This window comes from Streptomyces xantholiticus, from assembly GCF_014651015.1.
Taxonomy (GTDB): Bacteria; Actinomycetota; Actinomycetes; order Streptomycetales; family Streptomycetaceae; genus Streptomyces; species Streptomyces xantholiticus.
Genome location: NZ_BMWB01000020.1, coordinates 88961 through 110347 on the forward strand (window position 1 = coordinate 88961; position 21387 = coordinate 110347).

The window sequence follows — 21387 nt, forward strand, 5'->3', positions numbered from 1 at the left end:
GTCCTACGATGCGTGCCATGTCCCTGCCCCACGCGATCCTCACGGCCCTGCTCGAAAAGCCATCGTCGGGCCTGGAGCTGACCCGCCGCTTCGACAAGTCGATCGGCTACTTCTGGTCGGCCACCCACCAGCAGATCTACCGGGAACTGGGCAAGCTCGAGCAGGCCGGGCACATCCGGGCCCTGCCGTCCGAACAGCCGACCCGCGGGCAGAAGAAGGACTACGAGGTCCTGCCCGCGGGCCGGGAGGAGCTGGCAGCCTGGGTCACCCGCCCCGAAGACCCCCGGCAGGCCCGCGACCCGCTGCTGCTGCGGCTGCGCGCGGCGGCGGTGGTGGGCGGAGCGGACATGGAGGCGGAGCTCGTACGCCATCTGGAGCTCCACCGGACCCAGTTGGCGGGATACCTCGCGATCGAGGAACGCGACTTCCCGCCGGAACGCCGGGTGAGCAGGGAGGACAGGCTGCGCCATGTGGTGCTGCGCGGCGGCATCGAACTGGAGACGTTCTGGACGAAGTGGCTGACGGACACGCTGACCGAGCTCACGGACCCGGTACCGGGGGGCGAGCCGTCCCGGGATGCGTGACCTGACACCCCGTGAGATCGTCGCCCCGTGACGGACTCCTTGATCGCGGTCTACTGCGTGGCCGCTCTCGCCCTGTTGCTGAAATCCGCCGTGGCCTTCGCCCGGGTCGGCGGCACCGACCCGGGCGCGGAGGCCCGCGCCGTGACGCCGGCCCTGTACGGCTTCGGCGTCGCCGTACTGACGCTGGGTCTGTTCATCATGCTGACCTGACGGCCGTCCGTCAGCTCCGCGCCCGGGGCGCGGTGAGTATCCCGCCGTATTCGTAGATCCCCTTGCTGCCCTTGGTGGCGCCGAGGTACGGGGCCAGATCCGGGTGCACCGGGGCGAGCGGCGGCTGGTCGGGGTCGGGCTGCCAGTCGACCAGGTCGACCATTCCCGGATCCACCGGCACCAGCCCCTCCACCAGCGCGTCGACCTCGGCCGGAGTCCGCGTCTGCCACGGGATGCCGCTCGACGAGATGTGCGCCGTCATCTCCGCGCCACGGACGGGATCGTCGCAGACCACGTGCGAGAAGCCGATACAGCTGCCCGGCGCCGCCCGGTCGATGACCGTGCGCAGGATCCGGCGCGGGTCGTCGGCATCGACGAGGTGGTGGCCCACGGACAGGAACAGCACCGCCACCGGTTTCCGGAAGTCGATCAGCCGGCGCACGTCGGGATGGTCGATCACCGACTGCTGGTCCCGCATGTCGGCGGTGATGACGGTGGTGGTCGCGTCGTCGGCGAGCAGCGCCTGTCCGTGCGCGAGCACGATCGGGTCCATGTCCACGTACACGACGCGGGCGTCCGGTGCGAAGCGCCGGGCCACTTGGTGGACGTTGTTGTCCGTGGGCAGTCCGCAGCCCATGTCCAGGAACTGACGGATTCCCAGGTCCTGCGTCAGATGACGGACCGCCCGGAAGAGGAACTGCCGGTTCTGTCGGGCGATGTCCACGCACTCCGGGAAGGCGGGCAGCGTGGAGAGGAGGAACGCGCGGTCGACCTCGTAGTTGTCCTTGCCGCCCAGCATCCAGCCGTAGGCCCGTGCGGAAGTCGGCACGTCGTACGGTATCGAGACCTTCTCGGGCCGGTTCTCATCGATCACAGCGCGCTCTCCGCCTCTTCCGAGCTGTCGGTGTGCCTGGCCACGTCCGTGGCGAGACTACTTCGCTCCGCCGGGCGGGCGCCCGTATCCGGCCGGCCAACTGTGGCCGGTCGTCAACCGGCCCCGCCCCCTTTGCCCTCCTGCCCGCGGGCGGTCATACGGACGCGCAGCCAGCGGGAGAGGGCCGTGGCTGCCGCGGTGAGGAAGACGAACGTGTAGAGGATCTGGAGGATCGTCACCAGGCGGGCACTCTGGCCCTTCGGGGTGATGTCGCCGTAGCCGACCGTCGCCAGGGTGGTGATGGTGAAGTAGAGGGCGTCCACCCGGGTGGTCAGGCCGATGAACTCGCCGGGATCCCTGGCGAGGGCGTGATAGGCGCCGGAGAAGACGAGCACGGACAGGCACATCAGCAGAGGCAGGGCGACCCCGGGGCGGGTGCCGGGGCGGTCCGTGAGGACGTCCCTGACCTCGAGGAAAAGCAGCAGCGCGATCGACATCAGGGTCAGGGTGAAGAGTGTCCAGCTGACGGCGGGGCGGTCGGGGCCGAGCTCTTCCATGGGGAGCACGAAGTACACGACCGTCATCAGGACACCCCCGCCCACGGCGGCCAGCCTCAGCCGTGTCCGCCCCGGGCGGCGCGGTGTGCGGTCGTCCGTCATCCGTGCGCCTCCCGCCCCGGTTCCTCGTGCCCCGACCGGCACCCGTCGTCGCCCACGATCGGCCGGGCCTTCCGCCCGCCGCCACCCGGGCGCGGCCGAACGGCGCACACACCCCACGGGTGCGGGAGAGCACCGCATCCGGCCCCAGGTCTCAGCGCCGGCCACCCGGTGCCGGAGGCGTACGGCTCACGGTCCTGCCCAGTGCGCCCGCGGCCCGTGCGAACTCCGCCGCGTCCAGGACGGCCGCGCCGCCCGCATCGTTGTTGAAGTAGACGTACACGTCGTCCGCGTCCGGCCATGCGTCGGCGATGCGGCCGGCCCAGGACCGCAGCGCCTGGCGGCCGTAGCGTGGCGCGGGCCGTGCGAGGCCGGCGTGGAAGCGTACGTAGCCCCATGACGCCGTGCGCCACAGCGGCGTCACCGGGCGGGAGCCGCGGTCCGCCCAGCACAGGGCGCTGCCGTGCCGTTCCAGCACCGCGCGGAGCCGTGGCTCTGCCTCCCACCACGACGGGTGCCGGAGCTCGACGGCCACGCGGACCGTACGGGGGAAGTGGTCGAGGCAGTTGTCCAGGGCGCCGACGTCCGCCCGGAAGTTGGGCGGCAGTTGGAGCAGCACGGGCCCCATCCGGTCACCGAGGCCCGCGGCGCGGTCGAGCAGCCGGTGCACCGGCTCCGCGGGGTCGCGCAGCCGTTTGAGATGCGTCAGATAGCGGCTGGCCTTGACCGCCATGACGAAACCGTCGGGCGTCCGCTCCCGCCACGAGGCGAAGATCTCCGTGGTCGGCAGCCGGTAGAAGGCGTTGTTGTTCTCCACGGTGGTGAACTGCCCGGCGTACTCTTCCAGCCACAGCCGCTGCGGAAGGCCGGGCGGATAGAGAATGCCTCGCCAGTCCTTGTACTGCCATCCGGACGTTCCGACCAACAGGGGCATGGGGTGATACCTGCCCGTGCCGGGCGCCGGCGTACCGCCTTCGGGGCCGTGTCGACCCGGTCGCCGTTTGATTACGCCCTCTCCTGTTACCTGAGGAAACTCTTTCCCTGATCATTCCCCTGCTCCACTATGGGGCCTGTTTCCGGCCGGTAACCCGGGCGGGCTTCCGATCGCGGTCGGGCGGTGCCGCGTCGCAACTGAACGAGGAGTCAACAGGGTGTCCAAGCTCCGACACGTCGCCGCGGACACCGCGGACGAGGACCCCGGCTACGCCGCTCTGTCCGACGCGGAACTCACCGAACGCATACGGGCCGGTGCGCCGACCGCGTACCTGGCCACCCAGGAGCTCAAGCGCCGCCACATGCCGTCGCTGCGCGCCTATGCCATGCTCTGCGGCCGCAGCACCCTCGCCGGCAACCAGCTCGCGGTGCAGGCCTTCGACCTCGCCACCCAGGAGGCGTGCCGGGGCATCGACCCCCAGGGCAGCTGGGGGCACCACCTGCTGACGGTGCTTCAGCGCATAGGGCTTGCCTGGGCCGTCGGCAGCCGCCGGGCCAGGCTCGAACCCGACTTCGCGGCGTGGCTCGACGACAACATCGACCCCACAGCGCCGTATACGCCCGAATCGCCGCGCCCACGGCTCCGGGCGACGTCCCCGATGCTCATCGGCTTCCACCGGCTGCCGGAAGAGAGCAGAGGGATCCTCTGGTACGCGACGGTGGACGACGAACCGGACACCACGGTCGCAACCTTCGTCGGCGTCCGGACGGACACCGTTCCCGAACTGCGGGTCAAGGCGCAGGACGCCATGCGCCGGGCCTACATCCAGGCGTATCTGGAGCACGGCGGCGACAAGAAGTGCCTGGGGTTCCGGCGCATCATCGATGCCGCGTCCCGGCCCGGGGACGGGCGGCGCAGCAACGACCTGACGCTCCATCTGGGGGAGTGCTCCAGTTGTGCGCGGCTCATGGGGGAGCTGGCGCGGATGGCCGACGCCCCCCGGGCCGTGCTCGCGGAGGGCCTGCTCCGGTGGGGCGGCGCGGCCTACGCGGCCGGCGGCCCCGTACGGGCGCGGCACAACCCGACGGCCCTGACCGAACGGTGGGAGAGCAGGGCCTCCCTGCCCGCGCCCATCGCCTCCGCGAACCCTCGCCGACCGAGTGGGGCGGCGCGGAGCGGGGACCGGCGTCGCTCCAGGCTCGCCCTTCTCGTCGCGGTGGCGGCCGTGGCCGTCGCCGCGGGCACCTGGGCGGCGACGGCGTCCGGTGACTCGGCCCCGGACCGCGAACGCGACCGCGCCCGTACCAAGGAGCCCGCGGGCTGGGAAGCACGGCCGCCCGCCACGCTGCCCACGCCCGCGCCTTCGGCGACCGCCACCGCGAAACCCTCCAAGAAGCCGTCGCCCGCACCGAGCCCCGCCACCTCGGCCCCCAGGACGGCGACCCCCGCTCCCAAGCCCCCGCCGCCGCCCGCACCTTCGAAGAGCAGCCCGCCCCGGACGGTGCCCATCGCCGTCGGCGGCGGCTGGACCCAGGTGGTCAACGCGGACAGCGGGCTGTGCCTGGACATCGAGGGCGGCGTCATGGCCGACCGCACGGACGTCCTGACCGTGCCCTGCGACGGGACCTCCACCCAGCGGTGGCGGCTGGACCCCGTCGGTCTGCTGCGCAGCAGCGCCGACACCGACTACTGCCTGGACTCCCGCGGCGCCACCGACCGCGGCGTCGGCATCTGGTCCTGCGACTCCGTCAACGGCAGGAACGGCATCAACCTCCTCTTCGTCGTCGACTCCGCGGGAACGATCCGGCCCAGGATCGCCCCCGACTTCGCCCTCGAACCCCTGGGCGGATCCGGCACCCTGGACTTCGACCCGGCGGACGGGGACAGCGACCAGCGCTGGATCGCGCGCGGATGACCGGCTGACACCGCGGGACCGGGCCCGACCCGGGTGTCCGTGACGCGCCGCGAGGGCGCTCCTCGGAACCGCGCGGTCGCCGTTCTGCGTGGTGTCGGACGTATACGGGAGGGGAAGTCTGCCACCGTCCGGGAGGAGCTTCAGGTGAGCGACGGCACGGCACTTGCGGAGCGGATCGCCGAGCGGCGGGACGGCTCGGGCGACCCTCGTGAGCTGGTGGGCGAGTTGCGCCGGGCCCTTGTCCTGGTTCCCGTCGAGGCGGGCGGCCTGTGGACCGCCGAACTCGGCGGTGTGCGCTGGATCTGCGCCTTCACCGACGAGGCGGCCCTGGCCCGGTTCGCCCGCGCACGGGACACCGGCGACGGTCGGGAGACCGGCCGGTCATGGGAGTTCGCCGAGATGCGCGGGGCGCGGCTGCTCGACGAGATCGTCCCGGCGATGGGCGTGCCGGCGGGCGTCGCGGTCGACATCGCCGATCCGGAGGGGGCGATGGTGTTCCCGCCGGTCCGGGGCATCGTGCCCGACGCGGTCGCGGTCGACGTGCCCGGCGAGGACGGTGATGCCTGATGGGCGGCGGAGGGGAGGACCTGCGACTCGATCCGGAGAGCGCGGGGCGCATCACCGCGGGTCTGCGCGGCGCGATCGCGGAGCTGCGGGACGTCGGCAGCGGTACCGGAGCTGTGCTCGGGAAGGGCTTCTCCGACCTCGCGATGACCGGCATGGAGGCCGGACATCACGGACTGTCGGTGGACTTCGAGGACTACTGCGAGCGCTGGGAGTGGGGGGTCCGGGCGCTGATCCAGGACGCCAACACCATCGCGGCGACGCTGGGGCTGGCTGCCGGAATGGTCTGGGAGGAGGACCAGTACATCCAGGGCACCTTCAAGATCGCCGTCAATGCCGCCGTCGGCAACCCGCACGCTTCCGAAGAGGACATCGTCAAGCAGAACTGGGGCGATGTGCTCACCCCGGACTATCTGAACCCGGACTGGAGCGCGGAGTCGTTCCGGCGGGCCGGCGACGAGGCCGCACAGACCTGGAAGGACACCGGCCGGGCCGTGCTGACGGAGGGCAACGGCGGCCGCCAGTCGCGGATCCTGAACGAAATGCTCGGCGTGGACCAGGAGGCGTTCGACCGCGCGGTGGACGACACGTTCGGCCCTTCACCGCAGGAGCGGGCCGCACAGCAGCAGCCCGGCAGCGGGGGGAACTGAGTCGTGGGTATCGGGGATTTCGTCAGCGACATCACGCCGGACGTGGTCGAGGACGCGGTCGAGGACGGCGTCGAGTGGGCCGGCAATCGCGTTGAGGACGCGGGGAACTGGACCGCTGACCGGCTCGAGGACGTCGGCTGGGAGTCCGGCGCGGACTGGGTGCGCGAGCAGTCCCGTTCCCTGGCCAACCGGATGGGCGCAGAGGTCGACGAGATGGACCTCGGGCAGACCGAGGACAAGACCAAGCTGATCTACGGCAGCCCGTCCAAACTGCGGTCGACCGCCTCGCACCTGCGGGATCTCCGGACCTCGTTCGACCTCGTCGGCAAGGGCCTCAAGGGCCTCGACTCGTCCGCCATCAAGGGTGAGGCGGCGGACGCCTTCCGCGAGACGGTGTCGATCGAGCCGCCGAAGTGGTTCAAGGGCGCGGACGCCTTCGGGAAGGCGGCGGACGCGCTGACGAGTTTCGCCTCGACGGTGGAGTGGGCGCAGCGACAGGCGCAGACCGCCATCGACAAGTGGAAGGCCGGCACCAAGGCGTCCTCCGACGCCCTGGACGCGCACAACAAGAAGGTCGACGACTACAACAAGGCCGCCGACCGCTACAACGCCCAGCCGGCGGACGAACGCGACCCGTCCACCCTGCCGCCGAAGCCGGGTGCCTTCAGTGACCCCGGCAAGGCGCAGATGGAGGAGGCCCAGGAGCTCCTCGCCGAGGCGCGCAAGCAGCGCAACGCGGCGGCGGAGACCGCCCGTACCGCGGTACAGGCCGCCCGGGACGCGGCGCCGCCGAAGCCCTCGTACGGAGAGCAGGCGACGGACGGCCTGGAGGAACTCCAGGTGATGCGGACCCACTTCGGGGCCGGCATCGTCAAGGGCACCGCGGGCCTGGTCAACTTCGTCCGCAGCGTCAACCCCACGGACCCGTACAACCTCACGCACCCCGCCGAGTACCTCACCAGCCTGAACAGCCTGGCCTCCGGTCTGGTGCTGGTGGCCAACGACCCGTGGGGTACGGGCAAGCAGATGCTCGACAACTTCATGAAGGACCCCGCCGAGGGCTTCGGCCGCCTCGTGCCGGACCTGCTGCTGACCGCGGCCACCGGCGGTGCCGGCGCGGGAGTCAAGGGCGTGCGCGTCGCCGCGGAGGCGGCGGACCTGGCCTCGGACGCCAACCGGGCCCGCAGGGTGCTCGACGACGCCCCCGAAGGCACCCACAACCGCCCGGACGGGCAGCGCCACTCCGGCGAGACCGACCCGGTGGACCTCGCTTCCGGCCGCATGTACCTGCCGCACACGGACGTCGTCCTCCCCGGCACGCTGCCGCTCACCTTCACCCGCCGTACCGAGTCCGGCTACACCTGCGGTCGCTTCTTCGGACCTTCCTGGTCCTCGACCGTCGACGAACGCCTTGAGGTCGACGGGCGCGGTGTGGTCCACGTCACCGACGACGGCCTGCTGCTCACCTACCCGCATCCCGTGCCCGGCGTCGCCACTCTCCCCGAATCCGGTACGGTGCGCCGGCTGCTCACCCGTGAAGAGAACGGCGACTACACACTCACCGACCCGGAGAGCGGCCTGACACGCCACTTCGCCGCACCGTCCGGCGCCGAGCCCGGCGACGACGGGGACGCCTGGCTCGAGCGGATCAGCGACCGGGGCGGCCACACCGTCACGCTCGACCGCGGTGACGACGGCATGCCCCTCGCCCTCGTCCACTCGGCGGGCTACCACCTGGACGTCCAGGCGGCCGACAGCCTCGTGACCGGCCTGTCGCTGCTGCTTCCCGACGGGACCGCTCAGCCCGTCGTCCGCTACGGCTACACGGACTGCAACCTCACCACCGTCACCAAGCCCTCCGGCGCCACCCTCACCTTCGAGTACGACGACCGCCGCCGGGTCATCGCCTGGATCGACTCGAACCGCAGCCGCTACGACTACGTCTACGACGACCAGGACCGGGTCATCGGCGAGGGCGGTCAGGCCGGGCACCTTCAGCTCACCCTCTCCTACGGCCTCCCGGACCCGTCCACCGGCCATCGGGTCACCACACTGACCACCGCCGACGGCCGGACCACCCGCCATGTGATCGACCGCGCCTGCCGGGTGGTCGCCACCACCGATCCGGTCGGCAACACCGTCCGTTACACCCATGACGAGCACGGCAACCAGCTCACCCGGACCGACGCCCTCGGCCGCACGACCGGCTTCACGTACGACGAGCAGGGGCGGATGCTCACGATCGTCCGTGCCGACGGCAGCCGGATCAGCACCGTCCGGGACGAGCGCGGCCTGCCGGTCGAGTTCACCGACGCGGACGGAGCGCGGTGGCAGCGGGAGTTCGACGATCGGGGCAACCCCACCGCCGTGACCGACCCGGCCGGACACACCACCACGTACGTCTACGACGCGCACGGGCACCTCGTCTCGTCCACCGATCCGCTGGGCGCCGTCACCACGTTCCGCTGCGACCCCGCCGGTCTGCCCCTGGAGGTCACCGACCCGCTCGGCGGCACGACCCGCTGGGAACGCGACGCCTTCGGCCGGCTCGTGCGCATCATCGATCCCCTCGGTGCGGTGACCACCCTCGAATGGACTCCCGACGGCGAACTGTCCAGGCGCGTCCGCCCGGACGGCAGCGCCGACATCTGGACGTACGACGGCGAGGGCAACTGCATCGCGCACACCGACGCCGCCGGCCTGACCACCCGCTTCGAGTACACGCACTTCGACCTGCTCGCGGCCCGCACCGGGCCGGACGGGGTGCGCCACGAGTTCGAGCACGACGCGGCGCTGCGCCTGACCAGGGTCACCGGCCCGCACGGACACAGCTGGTCCTACACGTACGACGCGGCCGGCCGGCTGGTCGCCGAGACCGACTTCGACGGGCGTACCGTCCACTACACGACCGACGCGGCAGGGCAGGTCACCGCCCGCACCGACGCGCTCGGCACGACGGTCTCCTACCGGCGGGGCCCACTCGGTCAGGTGCTCCGCAAGGACGCGGCCGGAGCGGTCACCACGTACACGTACGACGCCACAGGGCGGCTGCTGGAGGCCACCGGCGCGGACGGCGACCTGATCCGGCAGTACGACCGCCGCGGCCTGCTCAAGGCCGAAGTCGTCGACGGCCGCGCCACCACGTACGCCTACGACGCCGCGGGCCGCAGGGTCCGCCGGGTCACCCCCACGGGCCGGGCCACCTCCTACGGATACGACGCGGCAGGCCGGCCCACCCACCTGACCAGCGGCGGCCACCGGATCACCTTCACGCACGACGCCGCGGGCCGCGAACGGCACCGGGCCTTCGGCGACAGGCTGGCCCTGGCGTCGGAGCGGGACGGGACCGGCCGTCTGACCACCCAGCACCTCACCAGCGGCGACCGCACCGTCAACCTGCGCGCCTACACCTACCGTGCCGACGGACACCTGACCGTACTCGACGACGCCCTGCGCGGCTCCTTCCGCTTCGACCTCGACCCGGTGGGCCGGGTGACCGCGGTGACCGCCGCCGGCTGGACGGAGACGTACGCCTACGACGCCGCCGGCAACCAGACGTCGGCGTCGTGGCCGGCCTCGCACCACGGCCACGAGGCGACCGGTCCCCGCAGCTACGAAGGCACCTCCCTCACCCGCGCCGGCTCTGTGCGCTACGAGCACGACGGCGGCGGCCGTACGACCCTGCGTCAGAAGACCCGGCTGTCGCGGAAGCCGGACACCTGGCGCTACACATGGGATGCCGAGGACCGCCTCACCGCAGTGGTCACCCCCGACGGGACGCGCTGGCGCTACCGGTACGACCCGCTGGGCCGGCGCACTGCGAAGCAGCGCCTGGCCGGGGACGGGGAGACCGTAGTCGAAGAGGTGCTGTTCACCTGGGACGGCACGACCCTGTGCGAACAGACGACGAGGGCTCCCGATCTGCCCCGGCCGGTGATCCTGACCTGGGACCACCGAGGGCTGCAACCACTGGCCCAGACGGAGCGTCTGCTCGGCACGGACGCGTCGCAGCAGACCTTCGACGAGCGGTTCTTCGCCATCGCCACGGACCTCGTCGGAACACCTACCGAACTCGTCTCCGAATCGGGCGAGATCGCCTGGCGTACGCGCACCACGCTGTGGGGCACGACCGCCTGGCCGTCGGACAGCGCCACGTACACACCGTTGCGGTTCCCGGGCCAGTACTACGACCCCGAGACCGGGCTGCACTACAACCTGCACCGCCACTACGACCCGCGGACCGCCCACTACCTGACGCAGGACCCCCTCGGCCTTGCCCCCGGCCCCAATCCGGTGGCCTACGTCCACAACCCGCACACCTGGGCCGACCCGCTGGGCCTCGCCCCGTACGACCCGCTGCGGGAGGGGTACACCTCGTCCCCCGGATTCGAGAGGGACCCGTACCACCCGGACGTCGTCGAGCGCCGCATCAGGGAGAACCGCGAGCTCTACGGCATCAAGGACCCGGACGGCCCGGGCATGATCGGCGCGAACGGCGCGCAGATCACCAGCAAGACGCTGTGGAACCATGGGCCGTACCGGATCGACGTGGAGAATCCGAACCCGGGCCAACGACCGGGCCAGTTGCACTTCCAGGACCAGAGCAACAAGGGCGCGAAGTACCAGTACAACTTCGAGACCGGCAACTTCGACGGGCTTCCGCGCAGCATCGAGAAGGCCGTCGGCAACAACCCCGGCTTCATCGCCGGCATCAGAAAGGGGCTCGCCGCACTCGGCGAGGGATAGAAGTGCGCAGCAACCAGCAGATGGCGAACCTCCTGGCGGACGCCGACGTCACCGGCCTGTCCGCCCGGGACATCCCTCCGATGTTCCGGGAAATCGCCGAACGGGGGTGGTCCGTCACGGAGAGCGGCGCCCGCGTGCTCACCGACCTCCGCTCCGACGAGGGCCGCTCCTACTTCGACCGGCTCGCGGAGGAGACCACGGTCAACGGTCGCGGCATGACCGACTACGACCTTCCCCTCGACGCGGCCGGGGAACGCACCAACGTGCTGTTGCGCCGGTCCCTGGCGTACATCGCCGCCTGCCTGCGAGCGGCGGAGCAGGAGTTCGGCGATGGGCAGGTGCTGGCGTATCTCTCACTGTCGCTCGGCGGTACGGACGACGACCTCCTGACGGCCCACGTCACCTTCTGCCGGCCCCTGCCCGACACGCCGCCGTACATCGCCGACCTCGAGCAGGTACGGGACGCCGCGGTGGCCGAGATCTCGGTGGAGGACTGCCCGGCCCCGTCGGACCACGGCCTGCGTTCCTGATCCGGCGGGGACCGGCCTGCCCGGTGCCCTCAGCCGGGGAGTTCGGTGCGCTCCCACCATTCGTAGACGGGCAGCGGGCCCTCTGCGGTCTCCTGATGACGCGTCGTCGCCCTGAAGTGCTCGTACCCGCCACGGAACTGGACCTTGACGTCTGCGCCGGGTCCGGTGACGGAGACGACCCGCTCGGGGAGGTCGGCGGGGCCGCCTTCCAGGACTGCTTTCGTTGTGTCGTCGTTCATGGCTGGAAGTCTTCCCGGGAGGACGGCCCGGCTCCTTCATGACGCGCCGAGAGGACCGGGCCCGGGAGATCGCGGCGCTCGTGCCGGCGAGGACGTGATCCTGCGGGTCAGGACAGCGTGCTCACCACCTGCCGAACCCGCGCAGCGACGTTCGGGGGCAGCGGGGCGTAGTGGATCCGGGCAAGGTCCTTCTGCCCTTCCTCACTCGCGGTGTAGGTCAGGAAGGACCTGAGCGCCGGGAGCACGTCGGACGGGGTCCCGGCGGCGCACACGATCTCGTAGGTGACCAGCACGATCGGATAGGCGCCGGGAGCCTTGGTGCGGTAGTCGAACTTCAGCGTCACGTCGTTGCCGTCGCCGGACACCTCGGCGGCCGCGATACCGGCGGACGCCGTCTGCGCGGACACGACGACCGGCTCCGGCGCCCCGGTGTCCAGCCGGACGGTCGACAGGCCTTCCGCCTCGGCGAAGGACAGCTCGAAGTAGCCGATCGAGCCGTCGGTCGCGAACATCGTCGACACGACTCCGTCGGAACCGGCCGCCGAGTGGCCGCCCTTGGCCTGCCACGCCTTCGCCTTCTCGTACGGCCAGTCCTTCGGCGCCGCTTCCGCCAGATAGGCGTTGAGGTTCTGAGTCGTGCCCGAGTCGTCGGAACGGTGAACGGCCGTGATCTCGGTCGCCGGCAGCCGCACCCCGGGATTCAGCCGCTGGATCTCGGGATCGTTCCACCTGGTGATCTCCGAGTCGAAGATCCTCGCGACGGTCGAGGCGTCGAGGACGAGGCTGTCCACGCCGTCGATGTTGTAGCCGATGGCCACGGGGCCGCCGACCATCGGCAGGTCGATCGCGGTGCTGCCGGGGCACACGTCACGGGAGTACTCGAACTCCTCCTCCGACAGTGGGGTGTCCGTCCCGCCGAAAGCCGTGGCCCCGCGCAGGAACTGGGCCACACCGCCACCGGATCCGATGGGCGCGTAGCGGATCTGCACCCCTGGGCACGCGCTCTCGTACTCCCGCATCCAGTGCTTCATCGCGTTCTGCTGCGCGGTGGAACCGGAGCCTGCGATCTTCCCCGTCTCCGCGCAGTCGATCCTGCTGTTATGTGTCTCGGACGGCCGGGCGTCGCTCGCTCCACCACGCCCGCACGCCGTGAGGCACAGTGCCCCGACCACTGTCGCCGCCGCGACGCCGTACAGCCGCTGACGGTGGATCGGTCGATGCTGCACCTGGGTTCCTCTCCGGAGAGCCACGCACCTGGATGCTTGCCGATGGTCGCGTGTCCGGGTGACGCGCCGACGAACACCGGCCGACGCGATGCGGCCCGAGGGATGGCCGACGCATGACGCGGCGGACCGCTGTCATGACCGCCGACCGTCGTTCGATGTGCTGGTCGTGGGTGCGGGGCCGACCGGTCGCTCGGCTTGCGTCTCGAGACCAGTGGCAGGCCCGCGGGCGAGGCACCGAGCTGCTGGATTCGACATCCGAAGGCGGGTTCGTCTCCTGCCTGTTGAGGCATCGCGACGGAGCCGAGGAGAGCGTGAAAAGCCCGGTACGTGGTCGGCCGCGACGGTGCGCGCAGCACCGTGCGGGAGCGCGCCGGCAGCGGCTTCGAGGGGCACGCCACCCGCCGGGTCAGGCGGCGTACCGGCCGAGGATGTGACCCATGGCCGCCAGGACGGAAGGTTCGACCCGGTAGTAGACCCAGGTGCCGCGCCGCTCGGAGGTGAGCAGGCCCGCCTCCTTCAGCTTCTTCAGGTGGTGGCTCACCGTGGGCTGGGAGACGCCGACGTCGGAGATGTCGCAGACGCACGCCTCGCCGCCCTCGTGGGAGGCGACGGCGGAGAACAGCCGCAGCCGTACCGGGTCACCGAGCGCCTTGAACATCGCGGCCGTGCGGATCGCCTCCTGTGCCGTGAGGGGCCGCTCGGTCAGCGGCGGGCAGCACGGCTCGACGGCCGGCTCCAGAACCGGGAGCACCTTGGCATTCGACATACAGCTATGTTGACACATATCGAATCAACGGGCGAGGGTGCACTGCCGGACATGGATTCGATGAACGTCTATGTTGACGCTTATCGAATCAACTGCCATGCTGATCCCTCAAGGCATCGACGGATCTCGAAATAAGAGAGAGGCCCTCACCCATGAGCTCGCACCCCTCCGCACTGCCCGTCGTCGTCATCGGAGCCGGTCCCGTCGGTCTGGCGGCCGCCGCCCACCTGGTCGAACGCGACATCGAGCCCCTGGTCCTGGAGGCGGGACCGACCGCGGGCAGCGCCGTGCGCGAGTGGTCGCACGTGCGGCTGTTCTCCACCTGGGCCGAACTCGTCGACCCGGCGGCCGAGAAGCTGCTGGCCCCCACGGGCTGGACCGCCCCCGACGGTGCCACGTGTCCCACCGGCGGCGACTGGGCCGAGCGCTACCTCCAGCCGCTCGCCGATGTTCTCGGCGAAAGGATCCGCACCGAAGCCCGCGTCACCGGAGTCTCGCGCCTGAGCCGTGACCGCGTCGTCGACGCCGACCGCGAGCAGCAGCCCTTCACCGTGCACGTCTCGTACGGCGACGGGACGGAGGCGCGCATCACGGCGCGTGCCGTCATCGACGCCTCGGGCACCTGGAACGCCCCCGGCCCCATCGGCGGGGACGGGCTGCCCGCCCTGGGCGAGCGCGCGGCCGCCGACCGTGTCTCGTACCGCGTCCCGGACCTCAGGGACCCCGCCGTACGCGCTCGTTACGCGGGCAGGCGCATCGCCGTCATCGGCTCCGGCGCCTCCGCCTTCACCGCCCTCGCGTCCCTGGCCGACCTTGCCGAGGACGAGCCGGGCACCCACGCGGTGTGGATCCTGCGCCGCGGTATCAGCGGCTCCACCTTCGGCGGCGGCGAGGCCGACCAACTGCCCGCCCGCGGCGCGCTCGGTCTGGCGGCCAAGGCGGCTGTGGACAACGGGGACGCCGACGCCGTCACCGGCTTCCGCACCGCCCATGTCGAGAACGACGGCGACCGGCTGGTGCTGGTGGCGGAGGACGGCCGGCGCCTGGACCCGGTCGACGAGGTCATCGGCCTCACCGGCTTCCGTCCCGAGCTGTTCTTCCTCGACGAGCTCCGGCTGGGTCTCGACGAACGTCTTCAGGCCCCGGTCGAACTCGCTCCGCTGATCGACCCCAACCAGCACTCCTGCGGCACGGTGTACCCGCACGGCGTGAACGAGCTCTCCCACCCCGAGAAGGACGTCTACCTCGTCGGCATGAAGTCCTACGGCCGCGCCCCCACCTTCCTCGCGATGACCGGCTACGAGCAGGTCCGTTCCATCGCGGCGGCGATCGCGGGGGATCGCGAGGCCGCCGAGCGCGTCGAACTCACCCTCCCCGAGACCGGGGTCTGCGGCGGCGCCGGCCTCTTCGACGAGCCCGCGGCGGCTCGGTCGGCCGAGGGCGGCGGTTGCTGCTCGACCCCCGCCGCCCTCCGGATCGGCGCCCCGGCGCCCTCCGCCTCCGGTGGCTGCTGAACCGCTGGACCGCGCTGGAGGCATGGAGCGGCTGCGTCAACCGCGGCCCTCCTCCTCGGCCTCCATGAGCCGGATTCCCTGATGCGTCAGCGTGACCGTTGCGGGCGAGTTGTGCGTCGTCCAGTCGACCAGGAGCATTCCCTCGTCCGCCAGGTAGGTGCACGCCGTGGCCAGGTCCGGCTCAGGTATGCCGAGGTCGTCGCGCAGGTTGGCCCCCGTCACACTCGAGCGGTTGGCCTCCATGGCGGCGTAGAGCGTCTTCATGATCCTCATCCGGTATTCCTGTCGCTCGTGCAGTGTCGCCATGGCACGGCTCCTCCTTTCCGGCACCGCCGCGGTGTGAAGTTGGGTGATGCCCCCCACCTGGCGCCCCACTTCGGGGGACGCGGCGACGACACGTACGTCGGCGCGTCCGGGCGGGAGCGGCTCCTGTGACGCACGGCCGCCTCACGGAGGTTCCCGATCGGTCCGGCCCGGGTCGCAGAGAGGCGGCCGGTGACAAGGCGCCGCGTTCGTCGAGGTCGGACGGCCGATGATCACGGTCATGAGGATCCGGCCCGGGCCGTTTTTCGACATCCCGGTGCAACTGTTCGCAGAGAACGAGGCCGGCACGAGAGCCGGCGTGAGACACGTTCCTGGTGGTCTCAGCCTACTCCGGCAGCCGACCGCCAGGGTGTACGCAGCCACTCGGGCGCGGGGCCACCGGCTGCATCGGCGGCCGGTGGCCCCGGGGCAGCGGACAGGGCGCGGCGCGCACGGCACTGTCGGACTCCGTCCCTGCCCGCGACGTTCCGGGGGGCGACGAACCCGTGGGCTCCAGCCGGGCTCCGGGCCCGGGCGGGCTCACTGGGACCCGTCGCGCTCTGCGGCCGCCGCGCGGCGGAACTCGGCGTTGATGCGCTGGGCCTCCTCGAGCTGGTCCTCGAGGATGACGATGCGGCAGGCGGCCTCGACCGGCATGCCTTCGTCGACGAGTTCGCGGGCGCGGGCGGCGATCCGAAGCTGGTAGCGGGAGTAGCGGCGGTGTCCGCCCTCCGAGCGGAGCGGGGTGATGAGCCGGGCCTCACCGATGGCGCGGAGAAAGCCGGGAGTGGTGCCGAGCATCTCGGCGGCACGTCCCATGGTGTACGCGGGGTAGTCGTCGTCGTCCAGGCGACCACCGAGTGGAGTGTCTGCTGTCATTCTCACCTCGTTGTGCAACGCGTCGAGGGGCCCTGGTGCCGTACAGCACCAGGGCCCCGAAGGAAATTCAACACCATCTGTCGGCTCTACTTGCTGTGCCGACCTGCTGTGTCCGCCACTCCGCCCTGGAGAGGGCGAGTGTGCGGGGATCGCGGATGCGTGACCGGGGACCACCTTCCATTCCGGGGTCTTGCGGTACCCGGGCGGTTCCTCCTTGCCCGGGCGATCCTGATGGCGTCTGCTTCCTCCATTCCTCTGTCGAACTTGCTACTGGCTGGTGATGCGAACTGCTGGTGTTGCTGTCGGCAGCCCCTCGACCTGCGGGCTGCCCGGTGCGCCTGCCAGTCCCGTCGCCGTCCTGCGAAACATCGTGGCTTCGGAACTCCGCAGTCGCACCGTCCTGCGAACTTCTCGTACTGCTACCCGCCAGTTCGTCTCTGCCGGGTCTCATTGACTCCGTCTACGGAAGAAACGTTAGCCGGGCAGCAGTCCAATGTCTACTGTGGCAAGCATAGATTTTGGACGTCCGTGGCCGAGGTAATCTCCGTGCAGCGAGGGGAGTTTCCCCGCTCGTCCGGTCCGGGTCACCGCACGCCGCGGGGAGTGCCGCCGCGTGCGACGGCCGGTGGGCCCCGCCCGACGCGGCGATGAATAGAATCGGCTCTCATGTCGAACGCTGACGAACTCCTCGTTGACATCGCCGCCACGGTGGAGTCCGAGCAGAGCAATCAGATGTCCCTGACCGTGGTCATCGGCGGCGCCGTCATCACCGGACGGCTGGCACCCGAAGCCGTGTGGCGGGAGCGTGTGTCGGAGGTGCTGAGGGACTCGGAACGCCTCCGCCCGTTCTCCGGCGTCTTCTCCGCCGAGCAGACCCGAGGGCGGCCCCACCGCGGCGAGCCGCCCACTCATCTGCACTTCCATGTCGCCCGGATCCTCCAGGGCAGCGTCGGGATTCCCGAGACGGGCGGGATGTACCGCGTCGCGATCAAGGACGTCAGCGGCTGGACCGTCGGCGACTTCAGCTACTCCGACCACTGAGCCACGGCCACCGGCCCTACGGGGCCGGCCCCGGCCGGCGCCGTCGTGCCGACCGGACGCCGAACGCGACAAGGGCTCGACCGGCCTGTGCCGGTCGAGCCCTTGTCGCGTCCTGTCTCCCTGCTTTCGCCTCTTCTGCCTGCTACACGGCGGAGGAGTTGCCGAGCATGGCGACCGCTTCCTCGAAGGGAGTGAGGTCACGCGCGGGCGTGGCGACGGGTTGGGTACGGCACGTGAAGCCGAGGCGGGTCACAGCCCTGGTGACTTCGCCGGCGGTGAAGTCACGACGGTCCTGCCGGGTGATGACTTCGCCCACTTGCATCACGGGGTAGTGGCGGCGGCCGATGATCACGGAGTCACCCGTGATCGGTTCGGGCCTGACGCCCTTCATCGACGCCAGCACCCCGCTCTTGGACAGGTCGAACGGGAAACGGGCGATGACGCAGCGCATGGTGCCTCACAGGTTGACGGAGAAGGGTCCGGCCGGGGGAACGCCGGCAGATCGGTGCGGGAGGGTGAGAACGCCCACGGCGCAACCGTGTTCGTCGACCACGGGCGACGATCCGAGCTGCCGGTACCGCATCGCGTGCTCCGCTTCGACCAGCATGGTCACGGGCGAGGGGAACGGTCCTGCCTCGCCGAGGACGTCCCGCAGACGGACCCGGTCCGTGTAGGCGCAGCTGTCGCGGACGCCAGTGAGCTGGGACCGAGTGATCAGGCCCGTGCACCGGCCGTCCTCGTCACTGACCAGCAGGTGCTGCGCACGGGCACCGGCCATGACGGACAGGGCCACCTCCACCGTCATGTCGTCCCAGACCTGCGGTCCGGGCGCGTCCATGGCGTCGACCACGGTCCTTGCGGTGGAACGCGCCGGGCGCGGCTTCGTCTGGACCAGCGTCAAAAGTGCCTCCTGCGGAAGTGGGTCGAGGTTTCTGGGCGCGGAAGTTCTAGGCCGCCGCGTCGAAGGCGGACTGCCGCTGGGCCGTGCGGCGCGCCGCCTGGCCGGTCCGGCCGTTCCTTGCGGTACGGCCGCGGCGACCACGCGAGGCGGAGGCGCTGCGTCCTGGGCGCTCGGTCACGGGTGCCGTGATGACGACGGGGACGCCCGAGGGAGTCCGCGCGCCGGTGATGCGGCTCAGTTCGGCCTCGCCCGAGCGGACCTGGGTGGTGTGCGGGCGGATGCCGGCATCGGACATCAGGCGGGTCATGCCGCGGCGCTGATCGGGCGTCACCAGGGTGACGACGAGACCGGACTCGCCGGCGCGCGCCGTGCGGCCTCCGCGGTGGATGTAGTCCTTGTGGTCGCTGGGCGGGTCCACGTTGACCACGAGGTCGAGATTGTCGACGTGGATCCCGCGTGCCGCGACATTCGTCGCCACCAGGACCGTCACATGCCCCGTCTTGAACTGGGCCAGGGTCCGATTGCGCTGCGGCTGCGACTTTCCGCCGTGGAGGGCGGCGGCCCGTACACCGCTGTTCAGCAGGTGGCCGGTGAGCCGGTCGACGGCATGCTTGGTGTCCAGGAACATGATCACCCGGCCCTCCCGGGCCGCGATCTCCGTCGTCGCCCGATGCTTGTCCGCACCGTGCACATGGAGCACGTGGTGCTCCATCGTCGTGACCGCACCCGCGGACGGGTCGACGGAGTGGACCACCGGGTCGGACAGGTACCTGCGGACCAGAAGGTCGACGTTTCGGTCCAGGGTTGCCGAGAACAGCATCCGCTGCCCCCCGGGACGTACCTGGTCCAGCAGCGCCGTGACCTGCGGCATGAAGCCCATGTCCGCCATCTGGTCGGCCTCGTCCAGGACGGTGATGTCCACCTGGTCCAGGCGGCAGTCGCCCCGCTCGATGAGGTCCTTCAGCCTGCCCGGCGTCGCGATGACGACCTCCGCCCCACCTCGCAGCGCACTGGCCTGCCTGCCGATCGACATCCCGCCGACCACCGTGGCCAGCCGCAACCGCACGGAGCGGGCGTAGGGAGTGAGCGCGTCGGTGACCTGCTGCGCCAGCTCCCGGGTGGGCACCAGCACCAGGGCCAGCGGCTGCCGGGGCTCGGCCCGCCGGCCGGCCGTACGGGCCAGCAGCGCCAGGCCGAAGGCGAGGGTCTTGCCGGACCCGGTGCGTCCGCGGCCGAGTACGTCACGAACCGCGAGGGAGTTCGGGAGGGTCGCCGCCTGGATCGGGAACGGGACGGTCACGCCTTCGGTGACGAGCGCGGCCAGCAACGGCCGAGGCATGTCGAGATCGGCGAACGCCTCGACGGCGGGCAGCGCGGGGGTGACCGTCACGGGCGGGGCGAACTCGCCCTGGGGCGCGGCGGGACGGCGCCCGTAGCCACCGGAACGGCCCGCCGTGCGGGAGCGGTTGGAGGCCGAGGTGCCCGAGCGGCTGCCGCCCTTTCCGGAGTAGGAACCGGCGTTACGGGTGCGGGTGGAACGGTCGTTCGTACGTGTGCGGTTCATGCAGAACCTTCCTCGAAGCGGCACGTATCAAGGAATTTCTGCTGGATGAACGGCGCAGAGAATCGCAAGAACGGGCCAACATGCGAAAGCAGATCGACCGGCGAGGAAATCCTCGGGGTCGGGGCGCTGAAAATGGGTGGCGCCATCCGGTGCGGAGGGACCGGGCGCCGAGTACGGGGAGCTCTGGACAGACTGGAGGCCCGGAGCCTCGAGTGGAGCATCCGCCGTACTGAGAGGCTGCGGAGCTCTCGAAATCATGTCGCCGGTGAAATCGCCACGGCATGACAAAAGGGCCTGTGCCCTGGAGTGGAACGTAGCTGGGGCCCGCACCCAAGGTGCGGGCCCCAGCTACGACTGTGCGCGTCAGCGTCAGGCGGGAACGATGTTCTCCGCCGTCGGGCCCTTCTGGCCCTGCGCGATGTCGAAGCTCACCTTCTGGCCTTCGAGCAGCTCGCGGAAGCCCTGGGCGGCGATGTTCGAGTAGTGGGCGAACACGTCAGCGCCGCCACCGTCCTGCTCGATGAAGCCGAAACCCTTTTCCGCGTTGAACCACTTCACGGTGCCAGTAGCCATTTTTGAATCTCCTTCGGGGCAGTGCATCGGATTCCACACTGTGCGGATTCCACGTCGCCGCGATGATTGCCCTGCCCGGGTAATGACCGGAAATACAAAAGCACTCTCGTTGGCATCCAAAGCCGATGAGGGCGCTTGAAGTTCTGGGAACCACAACTGCAACTGATCTCGACAGTAGCACGCCGCGATCGGCTGTGCGCGGCGCATGATTTCGCTCCGCCTGTTGCGTCAGAAAACCTCATCAGGTGTTGCGTCGATTTCTCATTTCGCGGCCACAGATATTGGTTCGTCCGGAGCACAGCGTTTGGCTCGAGGGGCGGTGCCCCGGCAATGCGGTGCGACTCGTCCGGCCGGCCCCGGACCCGCCGCCGGACCGGCCGCCGAGGGCCTGGGAGGGCGGGGGCCGGGCCCACCATTCACCCACGGTGTCCCACCGGTCCGGCTCTCGCTGCTCTGGCTGCGCGACAGCGGCCGCGTACGCGAAAGCGTCGGTCCTTCAGGCCGCGATCGGGGCCTGGAGGACCGACGCTCGGCGATGACTAGCGAGCGACCCGCTCCTCGGACAGGATCTGCTGCCGCAGCTCCACCAGTGCCCGCAGGGCACCGCTGTACATCTGGAGGCTCTTCTCGCTGTGCGTGTTCACGGCGGTCTTGACCTCGTTGAAGGTCTTGGCGATGACCTCGTCCAGGTCGTTCCTGTCGATGCCGTTCATGTTGT

22 protein-coding genes are annotated in these 21387 nt (G+C 70.7%); 9 read left to right on the plus strand and 13 right to left on the minus strand.

All coding sequences use genetic code 11. The features are described 5' to 3' along the window. Positions 1-17 precede the first annotated feature (17 nt). Both IE198_RS25510 and IE198_RS25515 read left to right on the plus strand, forming a co-directional pair. A complete protein-coding gene (locus IE198_RS25510) occupies positions 18-584 on the plus strand; it encodes a PadR family transcriptional regulator (protein WP_189890546.1) in 567 nt (188 codons plus the stop codon). A gap of 27 nt (positions 585-611) precedes the next feature. Continuing rightward, positions 612-794 carry a hypothetical protein gene (locus IE198_RS25515; protein ID WP_189890548.1) on the plus strand — a complete coding sequence of 61 codons (183 nt, stop codon included), beginning with the start codon at positions 612-614 and terminating at the stop codon, positions 792-794. A 10-nt stretch (positions 795-804) separates the two neighbouring features. On the opposite strand, the gene IE198_RS25520 is transcribed toward IE198_RS25515, so the two are convergent. The 3 genes from IE198_RS25520 to IE198_RS25530 form a co-directional block, all read right to left on the minus strand. Beyond that, positions 805-1668: an SAM-dependent methyltransferase gene (locus IE198_RS25520; protein ID WP_229834315.1), complete on the minus strand. Its 864-nt coding sequence runs from the start codon at positions 1666-1668 to the stop codon at positions 805-807. Between the two features lie 113 nt (positions 1669-1781). After that, a complete protein-coding gene (locus IE198_RS25525; protein WP_373299972.1) occupies positions 1782-2327 on the minus strand; it encodes a potassium channel family protein in 546 nt (181 codons plus the stop codon). Positions 2328-2478: 151 nt separating this feature from the next. Continuing rightward, on the minus strand, positions 2479-3258 hold the full coding sequence (locus IE198_RS25530) for a DUF72 domain-containing protein (RefSeq protein ID WP_189890549.1): 780 nt from the start codon (positions 3256-3258) through the stop codon (positions 2479-2481). Positions 3259-3475: 217 nt separating this feature from the next. On the opposite strand from IE198_RS25530, the gene IE198_RS25535 reads away from it, so the two are divergent. The 5 genes from IE198_RS25535 (at position 3476) to IE198_RS25555 (ending at position 11663) form a co-directional block, all read left to right on the plus strand. Then, positions 3476-5173, plus strand: a complete 1698-nt coding sequence (locus tag IE198_RS25535) for a ricin-type beta-trefoil lectin domain protein (RefSeq protein ID WP_189890550.1) — start codon at positions 3476-3478, stop codon at positions 5171-5173. Between the two features lie 144 nt (positions 5174-5317). Next, entirely contained in the window at positions 5318-5740 is a 423-nt protein-coding gene (locus tag IE198_RS25540) for an SseB family protein (protein WP_189890551.1), read from the plus strand. Beyond that, positions 5740-6387, plus strand: coding sequence for a hypothetical protein (locus IE198_RS25545; protein WP_189890552.1), 648 nt, complete (start codon positions 5740-5742; stop codon positions 6385-6387). Before IE198_RS25540 ends, IE198_RS25545 begins: the two co-directional genes overlap by 1 nt. A gap of 3 nt (positions 6388-6390) precedes the next feature. Beyond that, positions 6391-11133: a putative T7SS-secreted protein gene (locus IE198_RS25550; RefSeq protein ID WP_189890553.1), complete on the plus strand. Its 4743-nt coding sequence runs from the start codon at positions 6391-6393 to the stop codon at positions 11131-11133. A 2-nt stretch (positions 11134-11135) separates the two neighbouring features. Beyond that, positions 11136-11663, plus strand: coding sequence for a hypothetical protein (locus IE198_RS25555; RefSeq protein ID WP_229834317.1), 528 nt, complete (start codon positions 11136-11138; stop codon positions 11661-11663). Positions 11664-11692: 29 nt separating this feature from the next. Here the strand turns inward: IE198_RS25555 and IE198_RS25560 are convergent, their stop codons facing one another. The 3 genes from IE198_RS25560 to IE198_RS25575 all read right to left on the minus strand — a co-directional run bounded on the left by IE198_RS25560 (position 11693) and on the right by IE198_RS25575 (position 13894). After that, positions 11693-11902 (minus strand): DUF5988 family protein, encoded by a 210-nt coding sequence (locus IE198_RS25560; protein ID WP_189890554.1) that lies wholly within the window; start codon positions 11900-11902, stop codon positions 11693-11695. A 107-nt stretch (positions 11903-12009) separates the two neighbouring features. Next, on the minus strand, positions 12010-13128 hold the full coding sequence (pstS, locus tag IE198_RS25565) for a phosphate ABC transporter substrate-binding protein PstS (RefSeq protein WP_189890555.1): 1119 nt from the start codon (positions 13126-13128) through the stop codon (positions 12010-12012). 406 nt (positions 13129-13534) lie between these two features. Beyond that, positions 13535-13894 (minus strand): ArsR/SmtB family transcription factor, encoded by a 360-nt coding sequence (locus tag IE198_RS25575; RefSeq protein ID WP_189890556.1) that lies wholly within the window; start codon positions 13892-13894, stop codon positions 13535-13537. Positions 13895-14046: 152 nt separating this feature from the next. Here IE198_RS25575 and IE198_RS25580 point away from each other — a divergent pair, with 152 nt between their 5' ends. Beyond that, positions 14047-15408, plus strand: a complete 1362-nt coding sequence (locus IE198_RS25580; protein ID WP_189890557.1) for an NAD(P)-binding domain-containing protein — start codon at positions 14047-14049, stop codon at positions 15406-15408. Between the two features lie 36 nt (positions 15409-15444). On the opposite strand, the gene IE198_RS25585 is transcribed toward IE198_RS25580, so the two are convergent. Then, complete coding sequence (locus IE198_RS25585) at positions 15445-15714, minus strand: hypothetical protein (RefSeq protein ID WP_189890559.1); 270 nt, start codon at positions 15712-15714, stop codon at positions 15445-15447. A gap of 537 nt (positions 15715-16251) precedes the next feature. Next, positions 16252-16590 carry a helix-turn-helix domain-containing protein gene (locus tag IE198_RS25590; RefSeq protein ID WP_189890561.1) on the minus strand — a complete coding sequence of 113 codons (339 nt, stop codon included), beginning with the start codon at positions 16588-16590 and terminating at the stop codon, positions 16252-16254. A 666-nt stretch (positions 16591-17256) separates the two neighbouring features. Between IE198_RS25590 and IE198_RS25595 the strand changes: the two genes are divergently transcribed. Beyond that, complete coding sequence (locus IE198_RS25595; RefSeq protein ID WP_100108196.1) at positions 17257-17631, plus strand: GvpU-like protein; 375 nt, start codon at positions 17257-17259, stop codon at positions 17629-17631. Positions 17632-17773: 142 nt separating this feature from the next. On the opposite strand, the gene IE198_RS25600 is transcribed toward IE198_RS25595, so the two are convergent. The 5 genes from IE198_RS25600 to IE198_RS25620 form a co-directional block, all read right to left on the minus strand. Continuing rightward, complete coding sequence (locus tag IE198_RS25600; protein WP_189890563.1) at positions 17774-18082, minus strand: SCO5918 family protein; 309 nt, start codon at positions 18080-18082, stop codon at positions 17774-17776. 6 nt (positions 18083-18088) lie between these two features. Beyond that, positions 18089-18532 (minus strand): CBS domain-containing protein, encoded by a 444-nt coding sequence (locus IE198_RS25605; RefSeq protein WP_189890565.1) that lies wholly within the window; start codon positions 18530-18532, stop codon positions 18089-18091. Positions 18533-18578: 46 nt separating this feature from the next. After that, complete coding sequence (locus IE198_RS25610) at positions 18579-20096, minus strand: DEAD/DEAH box helicase (RefSeq protein WP_189890567.1); 1518 nt, start codon at positions 20094-20096, stop codon at positions 18579-18581. Between the two features lie 369 nt (positions 20097-20465). Continuing rightward, a complete protein-coding gene (locus tag IE198_RS25615) occupies positions 20466-20669 on the minus strand; it encodes a cold-shock protein (protein ID WP_004986771.1) in 204 nt (67 codons plus the stop codon). A 539-nt stretch (positions 20670-21208) separates the two neighbouring features. Then, positions 21209-21382 (minus strand): hypothetical protein, encoded by a 174-nt coding sequence (locus IE198_RS25620; RefSeq protein ID WP_189890569.1) that lies wholly within the window; start codon positions 21380-21382, stop codon positions 21209-21211. Positions 21383-21387: the final 5 nt, after the last annotated feature.

Bases quoted from the DNA above. Each gene is read 5' to 3' on its own strand.
- IE198_RS25615 (WP_004986771.1), bottom strand. From the start codon at position 20,669: ATGGCTACTGGCACCGTGAAGTGGTTCAACGCGGAAAAGGGTTTCGGC.
- IE198_RS25600 (WP_189890563.1), bottom strand. From the start codon at position 18,082: ATGCGCTGCGTCATCGCCCGTTTCCCGTTCGACCTGTCCAAGAGCGGG.
- IE198_RS25525 (WP_373299972.1), bottom strand. From the start codon at position 2,327: ATGACGGACGACCGCACACCGCGCCGCCCGGGGCGGACACGGCTGAGG.
- IE198_RS25590 (WP_189890561.1), bottom strand. From the start codon at position 16,590: ATGACAGCAGACACTCCACTCGGTGGTCGCCTGGACGACGACGACTAC.
- IE198_RS25585 (WP_189890559.1), bottom strand. From the start codon at position 15,714: ATGGCGACACTGCACGAGCGACAGGAATACCGGATGAGGATCATGAAG.
- IE198_RS25595 (WP_100108196.1), top strand. From the start codon at position 17,257: ATGTCGAACGCTGACGAACTCCTCGTTGACATCGCCGCCACGGTGGAG.
- IE198_RS25530 (WP_189890549.1), bottom strand. From the start codon at position 3,258: ATGCCCCTGTTGGTCGGAACGTCCGGATGGCAGTACAAGGACTGGCGA.
- IE198_RS25620 (WP_189890569.1), bottom strand. From the start codon at position 21,382: ATGAACGGCATCGACAGGAACGACCTGGACGAGGTCATCGCCAAGACC.
- IE198_RS25510 (WP_189890546.1), top strand. From the start codon at position 18: ATGTCCCTGCCCCACGCGATCCTCACGGCCCTGCTCGAAAAGCCATCG.
- IE198_RS25575 (WP_189890556.1), bottom strand. From the start codon at position 13,894: ATGTCGAATGCCAAGGTGCTCCCGGTTCTGGAGCCGGCCGTCGAGCCG.
- IE198_RS25545 (WP_189890552.1), top strand. From the start codon at position 5,740: ATGGGCGGCGGAGGGGAGGACCTGCGACTCGATCCGGAGAGCGCGGGG.
- IE198_RS25580 (WP_189890557.1), top strand. From the start codon at position 14,047: ATGAGCTCGCACCCCTCCGCACTGCCCGTCGTCGTCATCGGAGCCGGT.
- IE198_RS25560 (WP_189890554.1), bottom strand. From the start codon at position 11,902: ATGAACGACGACACAACGAAAGCAGTCCTGGAAGGCGGCCCCGCCGAC.
- IE198_RS25610 (WP_189890567.1), bottom strand. From the start codon at position 20,096: ATGAACCGCACACGTACGAACGACCGTTCCACCCGCACCCGTAACGCC.